Annotated in this window: 21 protein-coding genes; 2 read left to right on the top strand and 19 right to left on the bottom strand. The window is 63.3% G+C overall.

The genetic code is table 11. The features are described from left to right. The 7 genes from AC0L3C_RS14120 to AC0L3C_RS14090 all read right to left on the bottom strand — a co-directional run bounded on the left by AC0L3C_RS14120 (position 1) and on the right by AC0L3C_RS14090 (position 10,030). Entirely contained in the window at positions 1-1,452 is a 1,452-nt protein-coding gene (locus AC0L3C_RS14120) for a DUF1800 domain-containing protein (protein WP_473408263.1), read from the bottom strand. Between the two features lie 166 nt (positions 1,453-1,618). Continuing rightward, positions 1,619-4,141 (bottom strand): M56 family metallopeptidase, encoded by a 2,523-nt coding sequence (locus AC0L3C_RS14115; protein WP_473408262.1) that lies wholly within the window; start codon positions 4,139-4,141, stop codon positions 1,619-1,621. Continuing rightward, positions 4,138-4,530: a BlaI/MecI/CopY family transcriptional regulator gene (locus AC0L3C_RS14110; protein WP_027519509.1), complete on the bottom strand. Its 393-nt coding sequence runs from the start codon at positions 4,528-4,530 to the stop codon at positions 4,138-4,140. The genes AC0L3C_RS14115 and AC0L3C_RS14110 overlap by 4 nt, the downstream gene beginning before the upstream one ends. Positions 4,531-4,794: 264 nt before the next feature. Then, positions 4,795-6,447, bottom strand: coding sequence for an NAD-dependent malic enzyme (locus tag AC0L3C_RS14105; protein ID WP_473408261.1), 1,653 nt, complete (start codon positions 6,445-6,447; stop codon positions 4,795-4,797). Between the two features lie 270 nt (positions 6,448-6,717). After that, on the bottom strand, positions 6,718-7,164 hold the full coding sequence (locus AC0L3C_RS14100; RefSeq protein WP_473408260.1) for a hypothetical protein: 447 nt from the start codon (positions 7,162-7,164) through the stop codon (positions 6,718-6,720). A gap of 40 nt (positions 7,165-7,204) precedes the next feature. After that, positions 7,205-8,203 carry a Bug family tripartite tricarboxylate transporter substrate binding protein gene (locus AC0L3C_RS14095; protein ID WP_473260488.1) on the bottom strand — a complete coding sequence of 333 codons (999 nt, stop codon included), beginning with the start codon at positions 8,201-8,203 and terminating at the stop codon, positions 7,205-7,207. A 276-nt stretch (positions 8,204-8,479) separates the two neighbouring features. Then, on the bottom strand, positions 8,480-10,030 hold the full coding sequence (locus AC0L3C_RS14090) for a winged helix-turn-helix domain-containing tetratricopeptide repeat protein (RefSeq protein WP_473408259.1): 1,551 nt from the start codon (positions 10,028-10,030) through the stop codon (positions 8,480-8,482). Positions 10,031-10,142: 112 nt separating this feature from the next. Between AC0L3C_RS14090 and AC0L3C_RS14085 the strand changes: the two genes are divergently transcribed. Beyond that, a complete protein-coding gene (locus AC0L3C_RS14085; RefSeq protein ID WP_473408258.1) occupies positions 10,143-10,487 on the top strand; it encodes a DUF1127 domain-containing protein in 345 nt (114 codons plus the stop codon). Between the two features lie 153 nt (positions 10,488-10,640). On the opposite strand, the gene AC0L3C_RS14080 is transcribed toward AC0L3C_RS14085, so the two are convergent. From AC0L3C_RS14080 to AC0L3C_RS14035, 10 genes are all read right to left on the bottom strand, one after another. Next, positions 10,641-12,209: a winged helix-turn-helix domain-containing tetratricopeptide repeat protein gene (locus tag AC0L3C_RS14080; protein ID WP_473408257.1), complete on the bottom strand. Its 1,569-nt coding sequence runs from the start codon at positions 12,207-12,209 to the stop codon at positions 10,641-10,643. 297 nt (positions 12,210-12,506) lie between these two features. Continuing rightward, the gene (locus tag AC0L3C_RS14075; protein WP_473408256.1) at positions 12,507-14,837 is read right to left on the bottom strand and encodes a mechanosensitive ion channel domain-containing protein; all 2,331 of its coding nucleotides are present in this window, start codon (positions 14,835-14,837) and stop codon (positions 12,507-12,509) included. A 957-nt stretch (positions 14,838-15,794) separates the two neighbouring features. Beyond that, entirely contained in the window at positions 15,795-16,745 is a 951-nt protein-coding gene (locus AC0L3C_RS14070; protein WP_473260493.1) for a polyphosphate kinase 2 family protein, read from the bottom strand. Further along, positions 16,705-17,724, bottom strand: coding sequence for a branched-chain amino acid ABC transporter permease (locus AC0L3C_RS14065; RefSeq protein WP_473408255.1), 1,020 nt, complete (start codon positions 17,722-17,724; stop codon positions 16,705-16,707). The genes AC0L3C_RS14070 and AC0L3C_RS14065 overlap by 41 nt, the downstream gene beginning before the upstream one ends. Beyond that, positions 17,721-18,602: a branched-chain amino acid ABC transporter permease gene (locus AC0L3C_RS14060; protein WP_007613294.1), complete on the bottom strand. Its 882-nt coding sequence runs from the start codon at positions 18,600-18,602 to the stop codon at positions 17,721-17,723. The genes AC0L3C_RS14065 and AC0L3C_RS14060 overlap by 4 nt, the downstream gene beginning before the upstream one ends. Positions 18,603-18,615: 13 nt before the next feature. Then, the gene (locus AC0L3C_RS14055; protein WP_473260499.1) at positions 18,616-19,320 is read right to left on the bottom strand and encodes an ABC transporter ATP-binding protein; all 705 of its coding nucleotides are present in this window, start codon (positions 19,318-19,320) and stop codon (positions 18,616-18,618) included. After that, a complete protein-coding gene (locus AC0L3C_RS14050; protein ID WP_473408254.1) occupies positions 19,320-20,090 on the bottom strand; it encodes an ABC transporter ATP-binding protein in 771 nt (256 codons plus the stop codon). The genes AC0L3C_RS14055 and AC0L3C_RS14050 overlap by 1 nt, the downstream gene beginning before the upstream one ends. A gap of 31 nt (positions 20,091-20,121) precedes the next feature. Continuing rightward, on the bottom strand, positions 20,122-21,444 hold the full coding sequence (locus AC0L3C_RS14045; protein WP_473408252.1) for an ABC transporter substrate-binding protein: 1,323 nt from the start codon (positions 21,442-21,444) through the stop codon (positions 20,122-20,124). A gap of 95 nt (positions 21,445-21,539) precedes the next feature. Continuing rightward, entirely contained in the window at positions 21,540-22,244 is a 705-nt protein-coding gene (locus tag AC0L3C_RS14040; RefSeq protein WP_473279100.1) for an NUDIX hydrolase, read from the bottom strand. Positions 22,245-22,273: 29 nt separating this feature from the next. Further along, positions 22,274-23,299 carry an ABC transporter substrate-binding protein gene (locus AC0L3C_RS14035; RefSeq protein ID WP_473408251.1) on the bottom strand — a complete coding sequence of 342 codons (1,026 nt, stop codon included), beginning with the start codon at positions 23,297-23,299 and terminating at the stop codon, positions 22,274-22,276. A gap of 137 nt (positions 23,300-23,436) precedes the next feature. Between AC0L3C_RS14035 and AC0L3C_RS14030 the strand changes: the two genes are divergently transcribed. After that, complete coding sequence (locus AC0L3C_RS14030; RefSeq protein ID WP_247288096.1) at positions 23,437-23,886, top strand: cupin domain-containing protein; 450 nt, start codon at positions 23,437-23,439, stop codon at positions 23,884-23,886. A 38-nt stretch (positions 23,887-23,924) separates the two neighbouring features. On the opposite strand, the gene AC0L3C_RS14025 is transcribed toward AC0L3C_RS14030, so the two are convergent. Beyond that, complete coding sequence (locus AC0L3C_RS14025; protein ID WP_473260513.1) at positions 23,925-24,710, bottom strand: ABC transporter permease; 786 nt, start codon at positions 24,708-24,710, stop codon at positions 23,925-23,927. Further along, positions 24,710-25,528: an ABC transporter ATP-binding protein gene (locus AC0L3C_RS14020; protein WP_473260515.1), complete on the bottom strand. Its 819-nt coding sequence runs from the start codon at positions 25,526-25,528 to the stop codon at positions 24,710-24,712. Before AC0L3C_RS14020 ends, AC0L3C_RS14025 begins: the two co-directional genes overlap by 1 nt. Positions 25,529-25,541: the final 13 nt, after the last annotated feature.

Raw genomic sequence — 25,541 nt, 5'->3', positions numbered from 1 at the left:
TCACCTCCTCTGAAAATCCGTCGACATGAACAGCAGCGCCACCGCCTGCTGCCGGCTCTCGGCACGGCCAACGGCCTGCTTCACCTCGGGCGCGATCTCCGATGCGAAGACATCCTCAATGATCGCTTGAGGATCAGCCGTGGCCGCCACGCGCTCGGCAAAATTGTTGGCGACGTCGAGCCGCCGGCCGACGCCGTCGATCCAGCTCGCCTCGTCGTCCGGATAGCCCTTCGGCGCCGACGGACGCCACAGCGCCTCGCCGAGCAGTTCCTGGCCGCCGGTGAAGCGGACGGGATCGACGACCGTGATGCCGGTCGCGCGCACCATGCCGACGACCCATTCGCCGGGACGCTTGAGCTTTGACGGCGGCCCGCGCCAGGCCTCGTCCGAGGACACCATCGCAATCGCGACCTGCTTGAGATCGCCTTCGGTGTCGCGAAAGGTTTTTGCCATCTGCTCGACGAGCACCGGCGGCGGCTCGTCGGCGACGAAATGGCGCGCGAGTTTTGTCGCGACATGGGTCGCGGTCGCGGGATGCGCGGCGAGGTCGCGCAATACGGCGCGGCCCTGCTCGGCATCCTCCTGCTCGTAGCGCTTGCCGAGCACGGTCTGTCCGCCGGGCTCGTGCAGCCGCGGATTAAATGTGAAATCGCCGCCGTGCTGAGGATCGGCGCCCGGCGGCACCAGCGTCCAGCCGGTCAGCACATTGGCGAAGCTGATGACGTCGTCCTGGGTGTAGCCGGCCCGCACGCCGAGCGTATGCAGCTCCATGATCTCGCGGGCAAAGTTTTCGTTGAGACCGCTGCTGCGGTTGATGCCGGCCGTCGAGTTCGCGCCCATCGAACCGAGATTGTCGAGATAGACCAGCATCGCCGGATGCCCCTCGACAGCCAGCAGGAGATCGACGAATCGGCCGAGCGCATTTGCGCGAACGGCTTCGCGCTCATAGGCGCCGGACATGCTCTGGATCCGGTTGGCCGAGACACAGAAATGGTTGGACCAGAACCACACCAGCCGCTCGGCGAAACCGATGTCGGCGGAAAGCGCAGCTTCCGTGCGCACCTTGGCTTCCTGCAAATAGATCGGACGTCCGGGATCGGGAATGGCGTCGGCTGCCTGCTTCGCCGCCATCTCGGCGGCATCCTTGTCCGCACCCTGCCCTTGCGTCTGGTCTTCCGACATTGTCGGCGCGGACGCCGTCTGCTGCTTTTTAGCCCGCTGCTGGGCCTGCTTGGCGCGCGCGGCGCGCCGCGCATTGGCATCGGCCACGGTGCGATACGCTTTTGCGCTGGAGGGAAGACTCGCGGCGGCGTTCAGGACGAGCGGGCGGTCGAGTTCGGCGATCAGCGCGCCACGCGGGTCGGTCCCGACAGCCGCGATCGATCCCGGACGCGGCCCCATCCCGAAGCGATGAAGCGCCAGCACGGCCTCGGCCTTTGCAGAACTGCTCATGGCGAATGCCCAATTCTTACAAGCCTGCCGACGGTACCCGCGCAGGCTACGAACTGTAATGCTACCGATCGTAGCATTCACGACGAGAGCCGGCAAGCGGAGATTGAGACAGCGCCGTCAACAACTCGAGAGCCGCCGGTCCCGCAGAGCGGCAGCGGCAATCGTCCTAGAAATTTGGCCCGAGCGCGATTTTCGTGATCGTGCCGTTTCTGACACCGATGCGCCATTCCGCCGAACCGTTGGCGAATTGCGCGACATAGATGTCGCTGTCGAGTGCGGTGACGCCGCGGAAGGAGACCGCACGCAGCGCACCCAGCCGCGTCAGAATCGCCTGATCGAACGGAAGCTGCTGGCGTGTGATGTCGGCGACCTCCGACGTCATGCGCTCGTAGTCCGGCTGTCCCCTGCCGACGCCCTCGATGTAACGGCGCAGCATCTCCTCGCCATTGGCGATCGGAATGGCGCGCCGCGCTGCGCGACCCGGACGCGCGCCGATGTTGGAAGCCTCGACATTGTGGAAACGCGTTTGCCGGCCCGGCACCAGGATCTCCATGCACCGTCCCGACTTGTCGGCAATCACCCACGGATTGTTCACGGTGGTGGTGGAAGCCCAGGTCATGTTGGGCCTGACGACGCTCTGCGTCTTGCGATTGCCGTCGAAATCGAGATTGAAGACCTGGATGTCGTCGCCCATCTCGTTATAGACCATGATCCGGATCGGCGACGTGCCGGCGCGGCCGCGCACGTTCGCCTCCTCCGAGCAGCGCACGATGCCACCGAGTTCGTCGTTGCCGTCGGCCCGGAAGATGACATCGCCGGCCTTGCCATCGGGCTCGATCAACAGGCGGAATTCGGCCGTGCCGTTCTCGAACTTCGCGCCATAGATGTCGTAGCCGCCGGGGCCGACGCCGCGGAAGAAGATCGATTCCAATCCGCCGAGCGCAACGAACGTCGCGTGCATTTCATTGAGCTGGCGGTGGATCTTGGCCGCGAGCGGCGCGCTCATGCGGTCGTAGTTCGGGGTGCCGGCGCGCAGATCCTCGATCCCCCGCAAGATCATCTCCTTGCCGCCGACCGCCGGGACCTGCTCCCTGAAGCGATCGGGGACTTCGGCAAGGCGACGCGCGAAATCCGCTTCGACCGCCTGTGCCACCGCCGCATCGACGCGGGCTGCGAGGCGCGCGCCGAAAACCGCGCTTTGTAGCAACACGCGCGAGACCCTCGACTGCTCGTCGCGCAGGAAGATGACGAGATGGTCGCCGCGGAACGAGAAGGCATCAGTGCCCTCGGCCAGGACTTGCGTCGTGCCCTGCCCGGTTTCCTGCAACCAGAGACGATCGCCATCGCGGCGCACGGTGAGCACGCGGTTCGGCGCAATCCTGTACCAGCCGACATATTGATCGAGCGAGGCAGCTTCGGTCATCGGCGCCGGCATCTCGGCGACGCGAAGCGCGCGCACGTCGCGTCCGTTCACGCGCAGCACCAGCTCGGTGGAGCGACGCTCCGCAGCATCGAGCGGGAACGTGATCTCGCCGGACGAAGCCAGGTAGGACGCGGTGCCGTCACCGCCCACCGTCAGGCGCAATCTGCGCTGCCCGGTGAGCTGGCCATAGACCTCGTCGCCTTCGCGGAAGATGGCGAACACCGAGGACGGGCCCATGGCGTAGAAATTGACGAAGGGGCGGTAATGCTGGGCCGGCACCTCTCCACTATCCGCGGCGAGCGGCGCAGGCTCCGGGGTGCGATAGGCGATCATGCCGGCGGACACGATCACGGCCGGGACGATCGCGGCCGCGATCCACAGCCGCTTGCGCCAGCCGACCGCGACGGGCATCGCGGCAGTCGCGATGATGCGCTCGACGCGGGCGCGCACGGTCGAGGCCCGCGCCATCGCAAGCTCGACGGGCCGCGGGCTTACCGTGCTTGCAAAATCAAGTAGGATTTCCGCATAGGACAGCCGGTCGTCGATCACCTCGATCGCCTCGGCGTCGCTGATGATCTCGGCGAGCTCGGCAAGGCGCGCGAGCTGCCACCAGGCGAACGGGCTGAACCAGAACACCGCGCGATTGAGGGAGGCGAGCAAGAGGATATGGAAATCGCGGTTGGCGACATGCGCGCCCTCATGCGCGAGCACCGCGAGGCGCTTCTTGGCGTCCCAGCCGGCAAATTGCGGCGGCACCAGAATGGTCGAGCCAAACGTGACGGGACCGCCGACCTCGCGGCTGACGCGCACATCGGCGTCGACCATCTGCAGACCGTTGATCGGCCTTGCCGCGCGCGCGAGGCGCCAGGTCAGACAGAGCCCGATGGCCAGCCGCAGCAGCAACAGGCTGGCGACGCCGACATGGACGATTGTGGCGATCAGCCACCAATTGACGGAGAGGCCGCTCTGCGCCGGCGCAACTATCGCCGCGCTGGACGCGATCGGCTGCATCGGCTGAGGCATCTCGAGCATCGAGATATCCGCAGGCAGGACATCATCCGGCACGGGTAACGGCAGTGGCAGCCGGGTGATCGTCACCGCCGGCCAATGCATCACGAACGGCATAGCCACGGACGCCAGCAGCACGACGATCCACGCCGTCATGTGGACGTGCGGATTGCGCACGCGAAACAGGTTGAGACCGAACCAGACGACGCCTCCCAGCACAAGGGAGCGCAGCGCCGCCTCCGCCAGAGTTGCGATCATTCTTTCTTCACTCCCCTCGCCTTCTTCGCCTTGGCCACCTGATCGGCCAGTGTGCGCAACTGCTGCTGATCGAGCATTGCATTGTCGACCATGCCGACGAGGACCTCCTCCATCGAGCCGTTGCAGAACCAGTCGACGATGCGCTGCACCGCCTTGGCCGCAACCCGCGCGCGCGCTTCGGCTGCGTGGTAGACATAGGTGCGTCCGTCCACCGTGTGCCGAGCATAGCCCTTTTCTTCCAGCCGGCGCAGCACCGTGCGGACCGTCGATTCCTTCAGCCGACGCGACAGCTTCTCGCGCACCACCTCGGCCGTGACAGGACCATGGGCCCAAACCAGTTGCATGACCTCGTGCTCGAGGTCGCCCAGTTCGGGCAAACGATCGTCCATGGCGGCTTACCTTGATTTCGAATTTCTTGTAGCGCTACAGAGCGTCGCATATACAGCCGCGCCGCGCAACGGGGTTTCTACCTGAAATGGTATCGCGTGCTGACCGAACCGGGGTTTGAATTCCGACCGTCGTCATGCCCGGGCTTGTCCCGGGCATCCACGTCCTTCGTGCCCAGAGCAACGCGTGGATGGCCGGGACAAGCCCGGCCATGACGATGTGGAAGGATTAGCGTACGAACCGCGCCGTTGGGGCGCGCGGCGGCGTCAGTACTTCGGCTCGTACATCTGTGACTGAACCAGTCCCTTCACGTCGTTGGGCGCGGGTCCGTCCGCGAGTCCGCGCTGAAAGGCGACGTCGGCAACGGCGGCGGCGATGCGGACCGAGACCTCGCGGATGCGCGGCAGCGCCGGGTAGAGGCTGCCTTGCGCGAGATCGTCCTTGCCGACGCAATTGGCGAGCGTATGGGCGGCCGCCATGAACATCTCGTCCGTGACCAGGCGCGAGCGGCTGGCGATGACGCCGAGGCCGACGCCCGGGAAGATGTAGGAGTTGTTGCCCTGGCGCGGCACGAAGGTGCGGCCGTTGAGCTTGACCGGGTCATACGGACTGCCGCAGGCAAACAGCGCGCGGCCCCCGGTGTAGCGGTAGGCGTCCTCCGCCGAACATTCGGCCTTCGAGGTCGGATTGGAGAGCGCGAACACGATCGGCTGTTCGTTGAGCTCGGCCATCGCCTTGAGCACGTCGGGCGCGAAGGCGCCGCCGACCGCGGCAACGCCGATGATCGCCGTCGGCTTCAGCGTCCTGATCGCGGTAAGGAAGTCGGCGATCGGCGCCTGGTCGGCATGGGCGTAACGAAGCTTGTGACCGGACAGGCCTTCACGGCCGCCGACGACGAGGCCGCGGGAATCCACCAGCCAGTTGCGGCGGAGCGCCTCGGCTTCAGAGGCACCTTCCGCCATCATGGCGGACGTCACGAGATCGGCGATGCCGGTCGCGGCCTCGCCCGCGCCGAGGAACAGGATTCGCTGATCCTTCAGCTTGCCGCCATTGACGCGCAGGGCCGAAAAAAGGCCGGCGAGCGCCACCGCAGCCGTGCCCTGGATGTCGTCGTTGAAGACGCAGGCCTCATCGCGGTATTTGTGCAGCAGCTTGAACGCCGAATGATTGGCGAAATCCTCGAACTGGATCAACACACCGGGAAAGGTCTTCCGCGCGGCGACCATGAACTCGTCGACGAAGCTGTCATAGGCCTCGCCCGTGAGCCGCCGCTCGCGCAAGCCGAGATAATACGGGTCTTTCAGCAGCTCTTCGTTGTTGGTGCCGACGTCGAGCACGATCGGCAGGCACGTTTCGGGATGCACGCCGGCACAGGCCGAATAAAGCGAGAGTTTTCCGACCGGAATGCCCATGCCATTGGCGCCGAGATCGCCGAGGCCGAGGATGCGCTCGCCATCGGTGACGACGATCAGCTTGGCCGGATAGGGCCAGTTCTTCAGGATCTCGCCGATCTGGCCGCGATCGCGCGAGGAGATGAACATGCCGCGTGGGCGCTGGAAGATCAGGCCGTATTTCTGGCAGGCGAGCCCGACCGTCGGCGTGTAGATGATCGGCTGGATCTCGTCGATATTGTCGACGACGACGCGGAAGAACAGCGCCTCGTTGCGATCATGCAACGCATTCAGCGCGACATATTTTTCGAGATCGGTCGGCAGCGTGCGCAGATTGACGAGCACCCGCTCGACCTGGGTCTCCATCGTCAGCACGCAAGGCGGCAGCAAGCCGCGCAGGCCGAGCGCATCGCGCTCCTGCGCGGTGAAGGCGGTGCCCTTGTTGAGCAGGGGATCGCGCAGCAGCGCCATGCCGTGCACGGAATCGGACGATGTCGAATGGGCGCTGACCCGAGCCGGTCTATTCACGAATTCCCCCAGGGAGTTTCTTATTGAAGGGCGGTCATTGTCGGCCAGCGCTCACCTGAGATCAAGGACGCAGAAGCCTGCGGCAAGGATCGTGATCCCGCACCGCAGCGAGGTTTCGTGAGAGGCAAAGGTTAACGCCGCAAGGCTGGCGCTCCTCGGCATGAGGGGGCCGCCTAGGACGTGTACTCACAAACGCCAAGGCAAAGCTAAGGTATCACCTGGAGCGTGATCGGCGACGTGTGACCCCTTAGCCGACTTGCGCAATCTCGTTCACCGTGCCGCTCTCGCCTTCATCAACACGAAGAGGTGGGAGCCTGCGGCAATTACCGAGAAAATGACTATGCCCAGCTCGAAACCGTGCACACGTTGCGGCGCGTATGTGGAAGCCAGCCAAATAAACAGCCGAACAGCCGCCATGAAGGCGATCATTCCCCACATCACCATCCATTTTGGGGCGTACCACGTCGGCTCGCCGTTACGGCCCCACTGCATTGCAACCTGTTCGCGCTTGATACGAGGTCCAAAGTAAAGGTTGAACGTGAGGACTAGCGCGCTAGCCAGGCCAAAAACGTAATCTGCGGGCAACATGGTTTGCGCTTCCCGGAAACATGGCAAACTTTGCGCGAGACGCATTGGCAATCTGTGCTTGTCTCCATGGATACGCTCGCGTCTCCTGTCGATATGGTTGCCGGCAGGTTGACCCGTCACCTGAGCCAAGGCGGCCCGCTTTGATGAGTACACGCGCTAGGTGACAGCGCTACTCCGCCTTGATGTCGGCGGCCTTCACGATCGGCCACCATTTCTCGGTCTCGGCCTTCTGGAAGGCTCCGAGCGCTGCGGGCGTTTGCTGATCGGGCGGAGGAATCTCCTGCCCCAATTCGCCGAACCGCTGCTTGACGGAAGCGTCGGCGAGCACGGCGACGATGGCCGCGTTGAGTTTTGCGACGATCTCCTTCGGCGTGTTCTTCGGTGCCCAGATGCCGTGCCAATAGGAGATGTAGAGGCCGGGCAGCCCCGCCTCGTCGACAGTCGGGATATCGGGCGCGGAGGCGAGCCGCGTCGGCGACGTCACCGCGAACGCCTTGATCGCACCGTTCTTGTAGTGCGGCAGCGAGTTCGAGGCCTGATCGAACATGATGTCGATCTGCCCGGCCACGAGGTCGATCATGGCGGGCCCCGCGCCGCGATAGGGCACGAACTGGAAGTCGGTGCCGGTTCTCTCCTTGAAGAAGACACCGGCGACGTGCGCTCCCGTGCCGGCGCCGGCGGTACCGGCAGTCACCTTGCCGGGATTGGCCTTCAGCCACGCGATCATCTCTTTCAGAGTGTTGGCCTCGAGCGACTTCCGGCCGACGATGAGCTGCGTGCCCATCGCGATCGTCGCGACCGGTTCGAAGTCGGCGATCACGTCATAGGGCAGCTTGAAGATGGCGCCGTTGAGCACATGCGTGCCCCAATGGCCGATCGTGATCGTGGTGCCGTCAGGCGTTGCGCGCGCGACGCGGGCGCCGGCGATGCTGCCGGACGCGCCCGCCACGTTTTCAACGACGATTGTCGCGTGCAATTCGGCGGCGATGCGTTCGGACAGGATCCGCGCCAGCGTGTCGGTCGGGCCGCCCGCCGCGAACGGCACCACGAGGGTGATGGGGCGGGACGGAAACGGCTGGGCGCTCGCAGGAGCAGTCCACGCCGCACATCCGAGCAACGCACAAATGGCGATCACATAATCGCGCAGTCCAGCCCACCGCCCCCGCATCAGTCTCTCCCACCCTTTTGTTGCCCGCATGTTGTCAGGGGGCTGGAGCCGGAGTGAACGCTGCCGGACGGATGGAGGCAAGCCGGAAATGATGCCGGACCGCTTAGGACATGTACTCATAAACCCGCGCTGCACTTCGTGTGAGGTCCGCTCTGCCTCCGATACCGGCCGTGTTGGGGCACCTCATCCTAGGTCCGAGTTGGGCCAGAAGCGGACTCATGCATCGCAGCAAATCGCGCCCTATAGATCAGCCCATCGGCGCGGACGTGCGCGGGCTCATTCGGGCAACCCCGCTTTCCGAAGACCCTCAATTAGCAGCTTCGCGTTTGATTGCCCGCCGCGAGCGATCCGCGAAGTAATTGTAAAGGAAGGATCGACCTCAAGCACACGCGCAGCCGCCTCACGGGCCTCGGCATCGCGTCCGAGATGAGCGAAAGCGGATGCGAGACAGTGGTAAGCTGCCGGAAAGTGGGGGTTCAGACGTTGGGCTTTCTTCCCTCCGACGATCGCCTCGTCAAAACGACCAAGCTCGATAAAGGCCAACCCCATCCCAGCAAAGGTTGTGTGTAGCCGCGGGTCGACCGGGCTCATGCGCATGGCACGTTCAAAGCTTCGGACCGCTTCCTCCGGCAGCCCCGCATAGTTATATACCCAGCCTCTGCAGTTCCATGTGTCCCATGAATTTGGGTTGAGCGCGACCGCCCGGTCAGCCATTTCGATCGCACTTTCAATATCGCCGACCATGTACGCTGAGATTAAAGCAGCCGTTGCTAACGTAAATGGATTACTATCGTCGAGGCTCAATGCCAAGCGAGAAAGCCGAACTGACTCCTTCCTGTCGAATTGAGGATCGGTAGCAAAGCCTAAGATGACGTTGACCATGTGCCAGATGCCTGCCATAGCCGCGACTAAGCCGTACCGAGGGTCTAGCTCCAAAGCGCGATGAGCCAGCCTTATCGCCTCGGCCAACCCTTCGCGGGTCGTTAGGCTAGACTGCTGCAGAGCGCGGAGATAAAAATCATATGCGGTGAGGTTCTCCGGTCGCCGTCGCGTCGCCATCTCAATTTCTGCTTGAAACAATTTTGGCTGAATGGTTGAGACAACGGCGACCGTGACTTCGTCCTGGAGAGCAAAAACGTCTGTCAGGTCACGCTCGAACCTGTCCGCCCAGATGTGCGCGCCCGTCACCGCATCAATCAACTGCCCTGTGATGCGCACCTTCCCCGACGCTTTGCGTACAGCCCCCTCAAGGACATAGCGTACGCCAAGCCTGCGTCCGACCTCCTTCACATCGACGGCTTTGGCTTTGAACGCGAAGCTCGAATTGCGAGCGATCACGAACAACCCTTTGAAACGAGAAAGCGCCGTGATGATTTCTTCAACCATCCCATCAGCAAAATACTCCTGCTCGGGATCGCCGCTCATGTTCTCGAACGGAAGCACAGCGATGGAGGGCTTGTCGGGAACCGCAAGAGCACCCTCGGGCACATCGCCGGGACTTGGGCCCGCAGCTTCTCGCGACTCGCGCACCTGTCCGACGAAACGGAATCCCTTGCGCGGCAACGTCTTGATCAGGCGTTGTTCCTCCCCGGAATCGCCGATTGCGCTTCGGGCAACATTCAGCCGCGTCGTCAGTGCTGCATCCGAAACGCTGCGCCCATTCCAAACGGCATTGATGAGGTCGTCTTTACTGACGACGCGCTCCCTGTTGCGGATCAGGTAATCGAGCAGATCGAATACCTGTGGCGCGACTGGGATGAGGTCTGCCCCGCGATGCAGCTCGCGCCGGTCGGTGTCGAATGCGTATTCCTCGAAAAGATAGCGCAAGCTGCCAACTCCTCGTGAGGCCTCCGATCATTCGGCCACTCGGACGGCTCGGAACGCAAAGAATATGCCGCCGGTGAGGAAAATGTAAGCCGAATGTCAAGCGCGCCCTCCCATGCCTTGGCACCCTCGTCTGGGTAGAACAACCAGAGAAGGTACCGCGATGAGCACGACCTACGGTGCAACAGGGTTGGGACAGATGGCAGCTTTGGCCTACGGCGTCTCCAACCTTTTCAAGAGATGTTGGGATGCTTTTCAAGAACGGCGCGAACGCCATAGGTTACGAGCCACGTTGTCAGACCTCAGTGACAGGGAGCTAATGGATATCGGCACAACGCGCGGCGAGATCGACTACGTCGCTTCGAACCGAGGTATCGACCCGCGAGGCATCCGATCCGCCGAATGGGTGCGATATCTGCCAACGTTCGACGGCCAAATCGGGCCCATCGACTTCCGATAAGGGTCAAAGTGCGAAGAATTCACCCCGAGCAAATCTGGTCCGACATGCCTCACTAAGCGGGACCCAGTCGAGGTGTGCCGGTACTTCGCTAACGGGCCAATCGCAGACATTGCGCCTCGCGCTCGATCACCCCGTTTGCACAAGTGAACCGGCTTACTCTGGCAATCCGGCTTTCCTTAGCCCTTCTTCATATCGCGCAAGGTCTTCGGTCCGTCGATGAGGCACCAGGTGCCGTATGATTGACACGCGCAGCGTGGGATGAACTCGCCGGAGCCGAGCTATTGCCTTGCGTGCCTCTTCCATGCGGCCGGCCATCGCGTTGCTCGCGGCGGCCACGCGCAATCCAGCCGGAAACTCCGGATTGTATTGCAACGCCAGTGCCGCCCACGATGCCGCCTCGTCATACCGGCCTAGCAGGAAATGCGCATACGCGGTCCCGGTTCGCATGCCCGCCATCCTCGAATCCAATGGGTTCAGACGCATGGCGCGCGCGAAACATTTGACCGCCGGCACCGGCTCGCCGAGCCAATTTTTCACCCAACCGCTGAAGTGCCATGCCTCAGCCAAATTGACATTCAGCAAAAGTGCACGGTCGATCAGGGCGGCCCCTTGCTCGAAATCGCCAACGATATAGGCGCAAGCCCATCCGCTCGCACTGAGCGCGATCGCGTCATCTTTGCCCAACTCGACCGCGCGTTTGACGAGTCGTTTTACTTCGTCAATCTCTTCCGTCGTGCCTGAGAACCAGCCAATGCCCTTACTATATGCGTAGCAAGAGGCAGCACGGCCATACGCGGCCGCAAAATTCGGATCGAGTTCAGTCGCGGTGTTGAATAGACGCAATGCGTCCTCAATCGCCTGCCGGCTGTGGTCAATTTGATAGTGTCTAGCCAATCCGCGCAAATAGACAGTATACGCGCCGAGACTTTCCGTTGGCTTACGCTTGGCGCGCTCGATCTCCGCTTTTTCCACGGTCGGTGCGATCGCTCCAACCACGCTCTCAGTCACTTGATCCTGCAGATCGAAGACGTTGCCGAGCTCACCCTCAAACCGGTCGGCCCAAAGATGAGCCCCGGTGGCGGCGTCGACAAGCTGTCCCGTGATGCGAATACGGTCCAAAGCTTTGCGGACGCTGCCTTCTAGGATGTAGCGCACCCCAAGTTCGCGCCCGATCTGCTTCGCGTTGACGGCGCGCCCTTTGTACGTGAAACTCGAGTTGCGTGCGATGACGAATAGAGCCTTGAACCGAGACAGCGCAGTGATGATGTCCTCGGCCATTCCATCAGCAAAGTAGTCCTGTTCCGGATCGGAGCTCAGGTTGACAAAAGGGAGAACGGCCACAGAGGCTTTCTCGGGGAGCGAGAGATCTGGTGCCTGCCCCTGCACAGCAGCATCGCCTATTGCCTCGTCTGTCGTTTCACGCACTGTTCCGACGAAACGGAAGCCTTTGCGCGGCAGTGTCTTGATCAATCGCTGTTCTTCACCGGAATCGCCAATGGCAGTGCGGACAGCATTAAGGCGCGTCGTGAGCGCGGCTTCGGACACGCTCCGCCCGCTCCAAATGGCGTTGATGAGATCGTCCTTGCTGACGACGCGCTCCCTGTTGCGGATAAGGTAGTCGAGTAGATCGAAGACCTGTGGAGCGACAGGGACGACGTTCGCCCCGCGATGTAGCTCGCGCCGCTCGGTGTCAAATGCGTATTCCTCAAAGAGATAACGCAAGCTGCCAATCCCTTAGGCTGCCGCCGGTCACAGATTCAGTGCCGAGCCTAAGGATAAGCTGCCGGTAAGGAAAAAGTAAGCGGAACGTCAAGCTTAACCTCTCATGCCTTGGCCGAGGCATCGATCCGCCGGATGAACACCTGAAGCCTGCTACCAACAGGGATTGGAGCGCAGGCGAACACGACTAGATGCAACATTGGGACAAGCCGACTTCTGGTATGGGTCACGAGCCGCCGATCACACGCAAGGTGGGAGACTTCCGCTTTGGATTGGTAAGCCGATGTTTATGGGCACGCCCTATCCTGCCGCTCGCCTTGGCGTCAGATGAGCGGCGCCATCAGTCGGCGGCGCGATGTGCATCAGGATGGTCTGGGTGGCGGATGCGACCTCGATGCCGTTGTGCTGGAAACGCTGCTTCATGCGGCGGTTGAATTCGCGCTGCACCGGCCAGCGGCCGGCCTCGGTGCAACGGATCTGGCCGACGATCGACACCATGGCGCCGTCGACCTTGTCGATGCCCCAGAGATCGAGATCGCCGCGGATCAGGCTGCGGAATTCGACCTCGCGGCGCATCTCGTCGACGATGTCCTTGAGGATCTGACCGGCGCGGTCGGTGTCTTCCTTGTAGGCGACGTTGACGCTGACGGACGCGTTGCCGGCGCCGCGGCTGGCATTGGTGATGGTCGTCACCGCGCTGAACGGCACGATGTGCACGGCACCGTCGCCAGCGCGAAGCCTGATCGTGCGGATCGAGACGTTCTCGACCACGCCCGATAGCCCCGACACGCTGACGCTGTCGCCGACCTGGACGGTGTTCTCCAGCAGCAGGAACAGCCCGGTGATGAGGTCCTGCACCAGCTTCTGCGAGCCGAAACCGATGGCGATGCCGACGATGCCGGCGCCCGCCAGCAGCGGCGCGACGTTGACGCCGATCTCGCTGAGCGCGGTGAGCCCGACGACGGTGGCGATCACGCACAGCAAGGCCGTGCGCAGCATCGGCTGAAAGGTCCGCAGCCGCGCGGCCCGGGCATAGTGCCCGTCGCGCGACAGCGTATTGATCTGGCGGTCCAGCAGCGCGTTGCTGGCTTCCCAGATCGCAGCTGCGATGAACACGGCAAGTCCGATCGTCACCACCGCCGAGATCAGCCGGCTGCCGATCTGGCCGCCATAGAACCAGACGATGGCGTCGACGCCCCAGACTTCGAGCACGGCCACCAGGCCGATGAAGGCGATCACGCCGGATACGATCTTGCGCAGCAGCGGCAGGTAGCGGTTGGCGCGGATCTCGAGGCCCGGAAAGCGCTGGAGGATCTCCGGCTTGATGCGGAAGCCGCGGTCGATCAGGCCCAGCGTCAGCATGATGGCGACACGCGTGATCAGCGCCACCGCGATGGTGCCGACGAAATATTGCAGCAGCAACGAATAGCCGTTGCGAATGTTCAGCGCCCACACGGCCCACAGCGCCAGGTCGAGCGCGATGGCGAGATAGTGCCAGCCGCCCGCGATGCGGTTGCGCAGTCCCGCCGCGATCCCCTGCCGGTCGGCCGGCGCGCGGATGGCTTCGGCGACCTGGCGGCGGCATTGCAGGATGATGACGACGATGAAGAGATGCACGACCAGCATCACCATGCGCAGGAGCGCGGCATAGCCGCCGCGATGCAGGCCGAGCAGCAGCGCCACATCGGCAAAGGCGATGCCGGAGACGCCGACACCGACGATACGGCGCGCCCAGATCTCGATATAGGCGGCGGTTTCGGCCTTGACCGGAAACAAGCCCAACGGTCCCGCCAGCACACGAACCACACAGATGAGCCCGCGCGAGAACGCATAGGCGTTGACGACCGCGAGGATCACGAGGCGGACGGTGGTGGGCTCGCCGATTTCGGTGCCGAGCAGCGCCGTGGCGACGCCGACAAAGACCAACACGGGAAGCAGTTCGAGCAGAAAGCGTCCCAGCACGAGGGGCAGCCGCAGCATGATCTGCCAGGCCCGCGCCAGGCTGTGGCGGCGCCTATACAGTTCGGGCGCGGGGGTGACATCGGCCACCGACGACGGCGGATCGGCAATGGGCAACACCTGCACCGGCAGACGCGCCGTTTGCGGCATGCGCCCTTCCAGGAACACGACGGGGCGCCGGATCAGACGGAACATCACCCATTCGGCGCAAAAGGCGCAGCCGAACACCAGCGCGAGTTTCCAGGCGATCTCGATCAGGAGATTGTAGGCCGCGGGATCGTTCGCGGTCCGCACGATCCAGTAATAGAACGCCGGGAAGTGCGTGAGCGTCCTGGCCAAATCGGCGACGTCTCGCGAAATTTCGCCGATTTCCTCGGACACGGTGAGCATGAGCTGCGCACCGAGGCCGTCGGCCGCCAACGGGATCGGCGATTTTGGCTCGGGCGCGGACTGATGTGCACCAGACGCATTGGCGATCGCGCGCAGCGTATCGATCATCTGCCCACGCTTCTTGTCGTCCTGCAGCGTCTCCAGCGCCCGCTTGGCCTCCTCGGGCGACACCGTGGCAGCGCTGTTTGTCGCCGGCGCAGGCGGCGCGGCGCTGACGCTGGAGAGAGACGAAATCGCGATCAAGAGCGCGGCGAGAAGCGCGGAGGCAAGCTTATGCGACACGAGGGATTCCCTGGGAAAAATGAATGCGACGGCGACGTCGGGACCGTCACCGCCGAAGCACATGCATCATGTCGGATCGACGCTATTCGCCCCGGCGCTGTGTCGGAAGTTGGCCAATGAGGCGACATTCTCTTGGCATTTGCCGCGGTGCAGGAAGCGGGAACCGCGATTTCAAGCCGAGGGATCCGTATGCGGCAGCATTTCAATGGAGATGGATGCAGCTGAGCCTCATCCTGAGGAGACCGCGAAGCGGTCGTCTCGAAGGACGAGGCGCTCGCTCAGGCGCCGCTGAGATGTCATGTGCGCTCGCCCTGATATGCGGTCACCCTGCGTCATTCCGGGAGTCGGCCCGGAATGACGCGATGAGGAGGAGGAGAGAAGCAGGATGTCAAAAGCGCGGCGGCCTAGTCACGGCCATCCGACTTGATCGCTGTGATGCAATCGATGTGATGCAGGGTACAGCGCCGGGCAGGTAGGGGCTATGCCACACTGATGCAGCCCACTAGACCTTGGCCCGGCGTGCCGTTCGCGATTTCTGCCGCTATGCGATAGTCCGAACGAGCTCCATCGCACTTAACGCGGCTGGATCTGCGGAGGTGGTGTCATAGACCTCCCCTTGCTCTTGATGTGGACGTTGCGCGTCGCTTGTTTGCGACCATTGCGATGGTCCTCCCGTGACGCAAGACTGTCAAGCACGATCAACGGCCGCGGTATCACATTTGAGGACGCGTTCCATTCCGGCGCGACGGACACGCCGCTGCCGAACACGAGAAGTGGACGAGTTACAAGACTGCCCTTCCCGCAAATGTAGAGCGCGTCTGCTACGGGTTGCGCGTGGGTACAGAGGGATTGGGGATGATGACATCATACCCCTGTTTTGCCCGACGAGTCAAACCTCTTCGAGAAATCCGCAATCTCTCGATTTGACCTTCAAGCCATTGATTTCGTTATCCCCGGCTACTGTGCATGGGGTTGTTTTCGCGTTTTTTGTTTCTTGTCCGCCTTCTCCTCTTTCTCCAGCGCCCTGCGCACCTCGTCGAATTCGCCCAGCGAGGCCTTGTCGGCGCGGGGGAAGCGCAGATCGAGCTGTTCGAGCGCCGCGACGATGGCCGACCCGATCACGACGCGGGCGAACCATTTGTGGTCGGCCGGCACGACATACCACGGCGCGTGAGGCGTTGCCGTGTGCCGGACAATGTCCTGATAGACCGCCTGGTAGCGCGGCCACAGCGCGCGTTCCTTGATGTCGTCCATGGAGAACTTCCACTGCTTTGACGGATCCTCCAGCCGGTCGAGGAAGCGCTCGCGCTGCTCGTCCTTGGACAAATTGAGGAAGAATTTCAGCACCACGGTGCCGTTGCGCGAGAGATAGCGCTCCCAGGCAGAGATGTCCTCGAACCGCTCCTTCCAGATGTTCTTGGTGACGAGCTTTGGCGGCAGCTTCTCCTTGGCGAGGATTTCCGGATGCACGCGCGTCACCAGGCATTCCTCGTAATGGGAGCGGTTGAAGATGCCGATATGGCCGCGCTCCGGCAGCGCGACCGCGTGGCGCCAGAGGAAGTCGTGATCGAGCTCCTTGCTGCTCGGCGCCTTGAAGGCACTGACTGCGCAGCCCTGCGGATTGATGCCTTCGAAGATCGCCTTGATCGCAGAATCCTTGCCGCCGGCGTCCATCGCCTGGAACACGATCAGCACCGACCAGCGATCCTGGGCGTAGAGCTTCTCCTGAAACGCGATCAGCCGCTTCTTGTTGGCCTCGAGAAGCTCCTGCGCCTTCTCCTTGTCGAGATCGCCCTTCTCGTCGGTCTTGTGCTCCTTGAGATGAAACTTGCCCGAACCGTCGTAGCGGAAGGGCGTGATGTAGCGGTCAAGTTCCTGGGCGAGCGATTTGGATGGCTTCTTGCTCATGAGCGCGGGGCACCTTGCGTTGCGGCTTCAATCGTTCGAGCAAGCTACCAAGGATGCCCTTCGGAAGGAATATGATGAACAGCACGAGCAGCACGCCGTAGACGAGATTGTCCCAGCCGACTGCCTTGGTGCCGAAACCGATGCGCAGGGTCTCGGCCAGCATGATCGTGATGACAGCGCCGAAGGTCGGGCCGAGCGAGACGAACAGGCCGCCGACGATGGCCGCGAACACCATCTGGAGCGACACCGCGATGCCGCTGACGGTGTCGGGCGTGATGAACATCTGGTACTGGCAGTAGAGCGCGCCGGCCAAGGCCGTCATCAGCGCGCTCAGCAGCGTGATCTTCAGCTTCTCCGCCGTGACGTCGACGCCGGCGGCGGCCGCGGCGTCCTCGTCCTCCGAGATCGCCTCCAGCGCGTAGCGGGCCATGCTGCGGTCGACCCAGTGCCAGACCACGATGCCGAACAGCCAGACCCCCAGCGCAATCAAATACCAGGTGATCTTGTCGTCGAATTGCAGCGACCAGAGCTTGTTGCCCGCGGCCCGGTTGGGCGTGTAGCCGAGCGAGCCGCCGGTGTAGTCGCGCGTCGCCGTGATGACCTGGAGCACGATGCCGGAGAGCGCGAGCGTCACCAGCACGAAATAGTGCCCGGTGATGCGAAAGCGAAAACAGGGATAGCCGACGATCAGCGCCAGCGCGCCGGCCGCGACCATGCCGATGGGGATGCCGATCCAGGGCGACCAGCCCAGGTGGTTCCAGAGCAGCGCGGTGACATAGGCGCCTATGCCCATGAAACCGCCGTGGCCGAGCGAGACCAGGCCAAACCGCCCCATCATCGACCAGGACGTATAGGCGAACGACCAGATCAGGATCAGCACCAGGATGTGCAGATGATAGGGATCGCGATAGACGAAAGGCAGTGCGACCAGCGCCGCCAATCCGATCCCCCAAGCTGCAAGCCGTCCCCGCCCCATCATCGGCGCCTCGCGAGCAGGCCCGCGGGCCGGATGAACATCATGACGATGAAGAAGGCGAAGGCGAGCACATAGCCCCATTCGAGATCGGAGAACAGGCCGCCGAGCGAGATGATCTCGGCGAACACGAAGGCGGCGATGAAGCCGCCGATGAAATTGCCTAAGCCCCCGAGCACGCAGATCAGGAAGGTGATCGGCCCGAACGACAGGCCGACGAAGGGATGCACGTCATATTGCAGCACCAGCAGGCAGGCCGCGAGCCCGGCCAGCCCCCCGCCGATCGCGGAGGTGATGAGATAGATGCGCTTGGTATCGACGCCCATCAGCGCCATGATCTGCCGGTCCTGCGAGATCGCCCTTATCGCGGTGCCGGTGAAGGTCCGCGTCATGAACAGATAGACCGCGACCATGCCGACCAGCGCAGCCAGGAAGGACAGAAGTCGTGCGTAGCTGAAATTCATGTCGCCGAAGGCGAGCACCGGCAGGCGAATGCCGAGGTTGCGGAAGTCGATGCCGAAGGCGACGGTGGCAAAGCTCTGCAGCACGAACAGCACCCCGCCGGTCGCGAGCAACTGGTTGATCGGGGGCGCGGTGAGGAGCGGCGCGATCACCAAGTAGTGCAGCGCCGCGCCGAGCACCGCGACCAGCAGGATGGTGAGCGGCGCTGCGAGGAAATAGCTGATGCCGTAATACTGCACCAGGAAATACATCGCGTACATGCCGATCATCACCAGCTCTGCGTAGCAGATCCAGGTCACGTCGATGACGCCGAAGATCAAATTGAGCCCGAGCGCGAGCAGCGCCAGCACGCCGCCGAGCAGGATGCCGTTGATCACGGCCTCCAGCAGGTAGATGTCGAAAATGTCCAAAAATGCTTGCATGCCCGCATGAACCTCACACCCCGAGATACGCTTCCTTGACCGTGTCGCTCGCCAGCATCTCGGCTGAAGTGCCCGAGGACCTGATCGAGCCCGCCTCGATCAGATAGGCGCGATCGACCACTTTCAGCACCTGCTGCACGTTCTGCTCCACGATCAGCACGGTCAGCCCGCTGGCGCGGATCCGCTTCACCAGATCGAACACCTGTTGCACCACGACCGGCGCCAGCCCCGCCGACGGCTCGTCGAGCAGCAGCAGCTTTGGATTCGACATCAGCGCGCGGCCGATCGCGCACATCTGCTGCTCGCCGCCGGACATGGTGCCGGCCATCTGGTGGCGTCGCTCCTTCAGGCGCGGAAACAGATCGAACACCACGTCCAGCCGCTCGGCGTATTGGCCGCGCGCCTCCTTCATGAACGCGCCCATCTTGAGATTGTCGTCGACCGAGAGCTGCGGGAACAGCCGCCGGTTTTCCGGCACATGCGCGATCCCGAGGCTGACGATCTTGTGCGGCGGCGTGGCCACGACGTCGACGGCTTCCATTCTGATCGACCCGCGCGAGGGACGGATCAGCCCGGAGATGACGCGCATCAATGTGGTCTTGCCGGCGCCGTTCGGCCCGATCACGCCGACAGCCTCACCCGCCTTCACGTCGAGGTCGACGTCGAACAGTGCCTGGAACGTGCCATATCCGGCATTGACGCCGCGGAGCTCCAGCATCACTGCACCCCTGCGCGGCGGCGCGCTGCGGCGGCCGCGGCCTGCGTGGTCTCGGCATCGGTGCCGAGATAGACCTCGATGACGCGGGGATCGCCGGCAACGGCACTCGGCAAACCTTCCGAGATCTTCTCGCCGTGATCGAGCACCATGACGCGATCGACGACGCGCATCAGCACGCCCATGATGTGCTCGACCCAGATGATGGTAATGCCGAGCTCGTCGCGGATGTTGCGCAGCATGTCGGCCGCCTGCCCCATCTCGGCCTCATCGAGACCGCCGAGGCTCTCATCGGCCAGCAGAAGTTTTGGCGCGGTGGCTAGCGCTTTAGCCAGCTCGAGTTTTTTCAACCCCGCTGCACCCAGACCGTCGACACCGGCATGGCGGTCGGTCGGCAGGCCCACCATGGCGAGCGATCGTTCGGCCGCCTCCTCGGCCTTGACGCGGCTGTGGCGGCCTTGGCCGTAGAAGCCGGCGAGCGCAACGTTCTCGAAGATCGTCAGGCGGCGGAACGGGCGCGGGATCTGGAAGGTACGACCGATGCCGCTGTTGATGATCCGGTGCGGCGGAAGGCCTGCGATTTCGGAGCCGTCGAACTGGATCGAACCGGACGTCGGCGCCAGCGTGCCCGATAGCATATTGAAGATCGTGCTCTTGCCCGAGCCGTTGGGGCCGATCAGGCCGAGGATCTCGCCCTGGTCGACCTTGAACGACACATTGTTGACGGCGGTGAAGCCGCCAAACCGCTTCACCAGCCCGCTGACTTCCAGCACCGTCCCGCTCTCCTCTCTGCGCGCATTTGCGCTACTGGTTGCTGTAGGTGGTGCCCTTGGGCAGCGGCAGCACGGCCTCGCGCTGCGCCTGGCTCTTGGGCCACACCACGGAGGATTTGTCGTCGATGTATTGGATCACGACCGGGAACGAGCGCTCGTTCTGCCCGGCCATCGGCGTGCCCTCGCCGTAAAACTTGACGCCGAAGCCGAGCATGGTGCCCCCTTCCGGAATATCAGCGTCGAGCGCAGCCTTGCGCAGCGCATCCGGATCGACACCGCCATACTTCTTGATCGCGCGCGGCAGGACGTCATTCATGAACACATAAGTGTTGGACGCACCGATGCCGACATGCGCCGAGCGGATGGCGACGCCGGGCCGGATCTTGTCGAACTCCTCGCCGACCATCTTGATCACGGGCGGGAGCTTGGGATCCATGGTCTTCTGGTTGGCAAGCCAGATCGAGATCGGGTCGGTGTTGAAGATGTAGGTGGCATCCGCCCCCATGCCTTCCTTCAGCTTCTCATAGACGCCGTAACCCGCACCGTGTCCCATCAGCGCGCCGAACTTCAGCCCCTGCTCGCGCGCCTGACGCAGCAACAGCGTGATATCGGGGTTGTAGCCGGTGTGGAAAATGACGTCGGGCTTGGCGCGCTTCAACTTGGTCACCAACGCGGAGAGGTCGGGCGCGGTGGCCGAATAGCCCTCCTTCATCACGACGTTGAAGCCCGCCTTCTTGGCGCCGGCCTCGTTGCCCCTGGACACGTCGACGCCATAGGCGCCGTCTTCGTGAATGATGGCGACGCGCAGATCCTTCGGCTCCTTGTCGAACTTCGCCTTGGCGTTCTGCGCGATGAAGTCCATCGTCATCATGCCGAACTGGTCGCCGCTCGCCTGCGGGCGGAAGACGTATTTGTAACCCTTTTCGTTGAACACGGCCGACGAGATGCAGGTCGTCATCCACATGAACTTCTTCAGCTGCTCGACGCGGGCCGCGACCGGCACGCATTGCGCCGAGGAAAAGAAGCCGAGCACCATGTCGACCTTTTCCTGCTCGAGCAGACGGACGGATTCGTTGATCGCGATGTCGGGCTTGCTCTGGGCGTCGGCATAGACCGCCTCGATCTTGTAGCCCTCGACACCGGTCTTGGCGAAGTGGTCGAGGATGATCTTTGCGCCGACATAATTGAGCTCGGACCCGCCGCCTGCGAGCGGCCCGGTCAGGTCGAACACGACGCCGATCTTGATCTTCTTCTCTTGAGCCTTCTCTTGGGCCTCGGCCGAAGCCATCAAGCCGGTGGCCGATATCGCGACCAACAGCCCACGTACCAGACGGGCAGCCCTGCGCACGCGCATCAAAACCTCCCTGGACGATTGTGCATTGCATTCTTTTTGGTTTTATATTTCTGCCCATCACATGGGCTGAGCGCAGCGATGTCAAGCCTCGCGCATCAGCGCGATGCGAACTGCTGCTCGACGAAGGCCGTGACAAATCGCGGCATGGACGGCGTGAGATCGCTCTTCCCGCGCACGAGATGGATTGCCGAGAGCTCTGGCTCGGCCTCGCCCGCCAGATTGGCTTCGATCCGCGCACGCGCCACATCACCCGGCATGTCCAGGTTGATAATTTGCAGCATCGCAATCGTTGGGCCGGTGACGACGCAGTGCCAGTCCGGCTCGACCCGATAGTCGGCCGCGGTCAGGCCGGTCTCTTCCTCGAGCTCGCGGATCACGCTGCCGGGAATGTCCAGCGTGTCGCCCCTGACGTCGTCGAGATCGGGCGTGCCCGACGGGAAATAGATCCGGCCCGCATTGGCGGTGTGCTGCGCCATCTCGCCCATGACGAAGGCGCCGTCGGAGGTGCGCAGCGCGCCCATGCCAAAACCGTTGAACACCGCCTTGTCGGGAAAGCCCCAGTCGCGCCAGGCGAGGAAGCTGGCGAAATCGGTCTCGAAATAGGTCGCAGAGAGATGGCCGTCGGCGAACCTTGCATCGAGCCCGAGCAGGACGCGGCCGTTCCAGAGCTTTGGTCGCTCACGCTGCTTCTCGGCGAAATGCGCGGCGATCTCGGCGCGCCGCTCCTCCGCGAATGCCCAGACGATCGGCCGGACGGCAAGTTCAAGCGTCGTGACCCGATGAATGATGGGTGATGTCATGACGCCTGATGACCACGCCTTCGCGTCAGTTATTTGACGCTTCCCGTGGTCTTCTTGGCTTGCTCGACATACTTGTTGGTGAAGGTCTTGCTGACGTCGATCTTGGCATTGGCGACCTCGGGCGAGCCGACGCTGAACACCGCGAGCACGGCATCCGCGCCCTTCGGGTCCATCTTGCCGGTCTCGGAGTACATCGGGATCGTGTTCTTGAGTGCCGCGAGATACAGGTCCTTGTTCTTGCCGACGGTCTCCTCCGGCATCTTCGCCATGATCTCCTCGGGCGAGTGCGAGTGGATCCAGGCGAGCGCACCCAGGATCGCGTTGGTGAGCGCCTGCGTCTCCTTCTCGTGGCCGGCCACCCAGGCCGCGGTCGAGTACAGCGCGCCGCCCGGATATTCGCCGCCGAAGGTCTCGAGCGTATCCTTTTGCGTGCGGGTGTCCGAGAGGATGCGCAGATCCTTGTGGCTGCCCTGGAGCACGGTCACGGAGGGATCAAGCATCACGGCGGCGTCGATCTGGCCCTGCTCCATCGCGGCGACCGCGGTAGCACCGAGGCCGACGCCGATCACGGCGGTGCTGGCGGGATCGACCCCGTTCTTCTTCAGCATATACTTCAGGAAGAAGTCCGTGGAGGAGCCTGGCGCGCTGACACCGACCTTCTTGCCGGCGAGGTCCTTGATCGACTTGATCTCGTTGGTGTGCGACGGCGATACCACCAACACGAGGCCGGGATAGCGGTCATAGACGACGAACGCCTGAAGCTCCTGTTTCTTGGCCGCGAGGTTGACGCAATGGTCGAAATAGCCGGAGACAACGTCGGCGCTGCCGCCGAGCACGGCCTTGAGCGCGTCCGAGCCGCCCTTGAGGTCCACGAGCTCGACATTGAGGCCGGCCTTGTCGTATTCGCCGAGCTGTTTTGCCAGCACCGTCGGCAGGTAGCACAGGCAGGAGCCGCCGCCGATCGCGATGGTGACCTTGCTTTGCGCGGCGGCGAGACCGGTGGTGAGGGTCAGCGCGAGCAGCGCGCCCGCGAGCCTGGCTATCGTGTTCTTCATTGGTTTCCTCCGTTCGGCTGGCGGCACCATAGAGCAGCCGGACTGGCTTGAGAAGCAGGACCGAAGGCGCTGGCCATCGGCCTTTCGGCGCAATAGCATGAGCCCACAAGAACAATTCTTGATGGGGAGGATCATCCATGAATCGCCTTGCAATCGGACTGTCGATCGCCACCGCTTTTGCCGCCGGGTGCGGCGCAACCCACCTGCTGCGGCCGGCGCTGGCCGCGGAGAACATCACTCCGCAGATCATTCACACCGGCGAGATGGAGGGCGACGCGCTCGGGAACGCCAACGCCGTCGGCTTCCGTTCCAAGATGTTCGCAAGCGCCGACGGCGCCACCATCTCGATCCAGGTCGGCAATGTGCCCAAGCACATGCATCCCAACACCAACGAGATCCAGTACATTCTGGAGGGCACCGGCACGATCTGGTTCGGCGACAAGGAAGTCACGGTGAAGCCAGGCGACCTCGTCATCATCCCGAAGGGGACGCCGCATGGCGGCACCAAGCCGATCAGCGGACAGGTCAAGGCGATCGCAATCAAGACGCCGCCGCAGGCGCCAGACGACACCAAACTGCTGGATTGATCGATCCGGGGCTCGCACGCCGTGCGGGCCCCTGCGGCCTAGCCGCGCCCGTCCACGGTCGGGCGCCACACCAGCAACCTGCGCTCAACCAGCGTCACACCAAAGTCGATCAGGATGACAAAGGCCGACAGCACGAACATGCCGGCAAAGACGCCGGCGACATCGAATACGCCTTCGGCCTGCTGAATGAGATAGCCGAGCCCCGCCGCCGATCCAAGATATTCGCCGACGACCGCACCGACCACGGCAAAGCCCACCGACGTATGCAGCGAGGAGAACATCCACGACAGCGCCGAGGGCCAATAGACGTGCTGCATCAGCTGCCGCTCGCTCATGCCGAGCATGCGACCGTTGTCGAGCACCGTGCGGCTGACCTCCTTGACGCCCTGATAGACGTTGAAGAACACGATGAAGAACACTAGCGTCACGCCGAGCGCGACCTTGGACCAGATGCCCAGCCCAAGCCACAACGCGAAGATCGGCGCCAGCACGACACGCGGCAGTGCGTTGACCATCTTGACGTAGGGATCGAACACCGCGGCGACCAGCGGCTGGCGCGCGAACCAGAAGCCGATCAGCACGCCACCGGCCGATCCGATCACGAAGGCCAGGATTGATTCCGTCAGCGTAATGCCGAGATGCTTCCAGATCACACCAGACGAGAACCATTTGACGATCTGGGCGAAGACATCGACCGGGTTGGAGAAGAAGAACGGCGGCAGCAATATCTTGCCGAACACGGGCACGGTCGACAGCAATTGCCACAGCGCGAGGCAGACCACCGCGACCAGCACTTGCAGCGCAAGCAGCGTCACCCGCGACATCAGACCGCCTCCGCCGCTTGCGTGGATTGCGCGTAGCCCTTCATGACCTCGTCCTTGAGCACGCTCCAGATCTCGCGATGAAGCGCATGGAACTCCTTGTCCAGCCGCACTTCAAAAATGTCGCGCGGACGCGGCAGGCTCACGCGCCAGTCGCCGATGATGCGGGAGGACGGCCCCGCCGACATGATCACGACCCGGTCGGCGAGCGCGATCGCCTCTTCCAGATCATGGGTGACAAACAGCACGGCCTTGCGATCGGCATTCCAGAGGTCGAGCAGGAGGTTGCCCATCACCTGCCGGGTCTGCGCATCCAGCGGCCCGAACGGCTCGTCCATCAGCAGGATCTTTGGATCGCGGATCAGCACCTGAGCCAGCGCCACGCGCTTGCGCTGGCCGCCCGAGAGCATGTGCGGATAACGGTTGGCGAAGGCGCCCAAGCCGACCGAGGTCAGCCATTTCTGCGCCCGCGGCAGCGCCTCGCTGCGCGGCGTGCCGCTGACTTCGAGCCCGATCGCGACATTGTCGAGCGCGGTCTTCCAGGGGAACAGCGCATCGGCCTGGAACAGATAACCGGCATCCCGGTTCAGCCCGGCGAGCGGCTGGTCGAATATCCTGACGCTCCCGGCAGCCGGCTTCAGCAGCCCGGCCGCGACGTTGAGCAGCGTCGATTTCCCGCAGCCGGTCGGGCCGACGATGGCGACGAACTCGCCCTCTCCGACCGTCAGATTCGCCTTCTCCACCGCTGTATAGACCCGCCCGTCCCCCAGCTGGAACGCGACCTTGGCATCTTCCAGCGCCACTGCCGTAGGCGTCGCCATGTATTCCCTCCGA

It is taken from the genome of Bradyrhizobium sp. WSM4872, from assembly GCF_055811715.1.
This window is presented reverse-complemented; position numbering and strand designations above follow the sequence as displayed.

Coding starts and splice junctions, on each gene's coding strand:
- AC0L3C_RS14070 (WP_473260493.1), bottom strand. CDS start 16,745: ATGAGCAAGAAGCCATCCAAATCGCTCGCCCAGGAACTTGACCGCTAC.
- AC0L3C_RS14115 (WP_473408262.1), bottom strand. CDS start 4,141: ATGATCGCAACTCTGGCGGAGGCGGCGCTGCGCTCCCTTGTGCTGGGA.
- AC0L3C_RS14025 (WP_473260513.1), bottom strand. CDS start 24,710: ATGTCGCGGGTGACGCTGCTTGCGCTGCAAGTGCTGGTCGCGGTGGTC.
- AC0L3C_RS14045 (WP_473408252.1), bottom strand. CDS start 21,444: ATGCGCGTGCGCAGGGCTGCCCGTCTGGTACGTGGGCTGTTGGTCGCG.
- AC0L3C_RS14030 (WP_247288096.1), top strand. CDS start 23,437: ATGAATCGCCTTGCAATCGGACTGTCGATCGCCACCGCTTTTGCCGCC.
- AC0L3C_RS14120 (WP_473408263.1), bottom strand. CDS start 1,452: ATGAGCAGTTCTGCAAAGGCCGAGGCCGTGCTGGCGCTTCATCGCTTC.
- AC0L3C_RS14035 (WP_473408251.1), bottom strand. CDS start 23,299: ATGAAGAACACGATAGCCAGGCTCGCGGGCGCGCTGCTCGCGCTGACC.
- AC0L3C_RS14065 (WP_473408255.1), bottom strand. CDS start 17,724: ATGATGGGGCGGGGACGGCTTGCAGCTTGGGGGATCGGATTGGCGGCG.
- AC0L3C_RS14085 (WP_473408258.1), top strand. CDS start 10,143: ATGCCTTGGCACCCTCGTCTGGGTAGAACAACCAGAGAAGGTACCGCG.
- AC0L3C_RS14055 (WP_473260499.1), bottom strand. CDS start 19,320: ATGCTGGAGCTCCGCGGCGTCAATGCCGGATATGGCACGTTCCAGGCA.
- AC0L3C_RS14040 (WP_473279100.1), bottom strand. CDS start 22,244: ATGACATCACCCATCATTCATCGGGTCACGACGCTTGAACTTGCCGTC.
- AC0L3C_RS14020 (WP_473260515.1), bottom strand. CDS start 25,528: ATGGCGACGCCTACGGCAGTGGCGCTGGAAGATGCCAAGGTCGCGTTC.
- AC0L3C_RS14110 (WP_027519509.1), bottom strand. CDS start 4,530: ATGGACGATCGTTTGCCCGAACTGGGCGACCTCGAGCACGAGGTCATG.
- AC0L3C_RS14060 (WP_007613294.1), bottom strand. CDS start 18,602: ATGCAAGCATTTTTGGACATTTTCGACATCTACCTGCTGGAGGCCGTG.
- AC0L3C_RS14095 (WP_473260488.1), bottom strand. CDS start 8,203: ATGCGGGGGCGGTGGGCTGGACTGCGCGATTATGTGATCGCCATTTGT.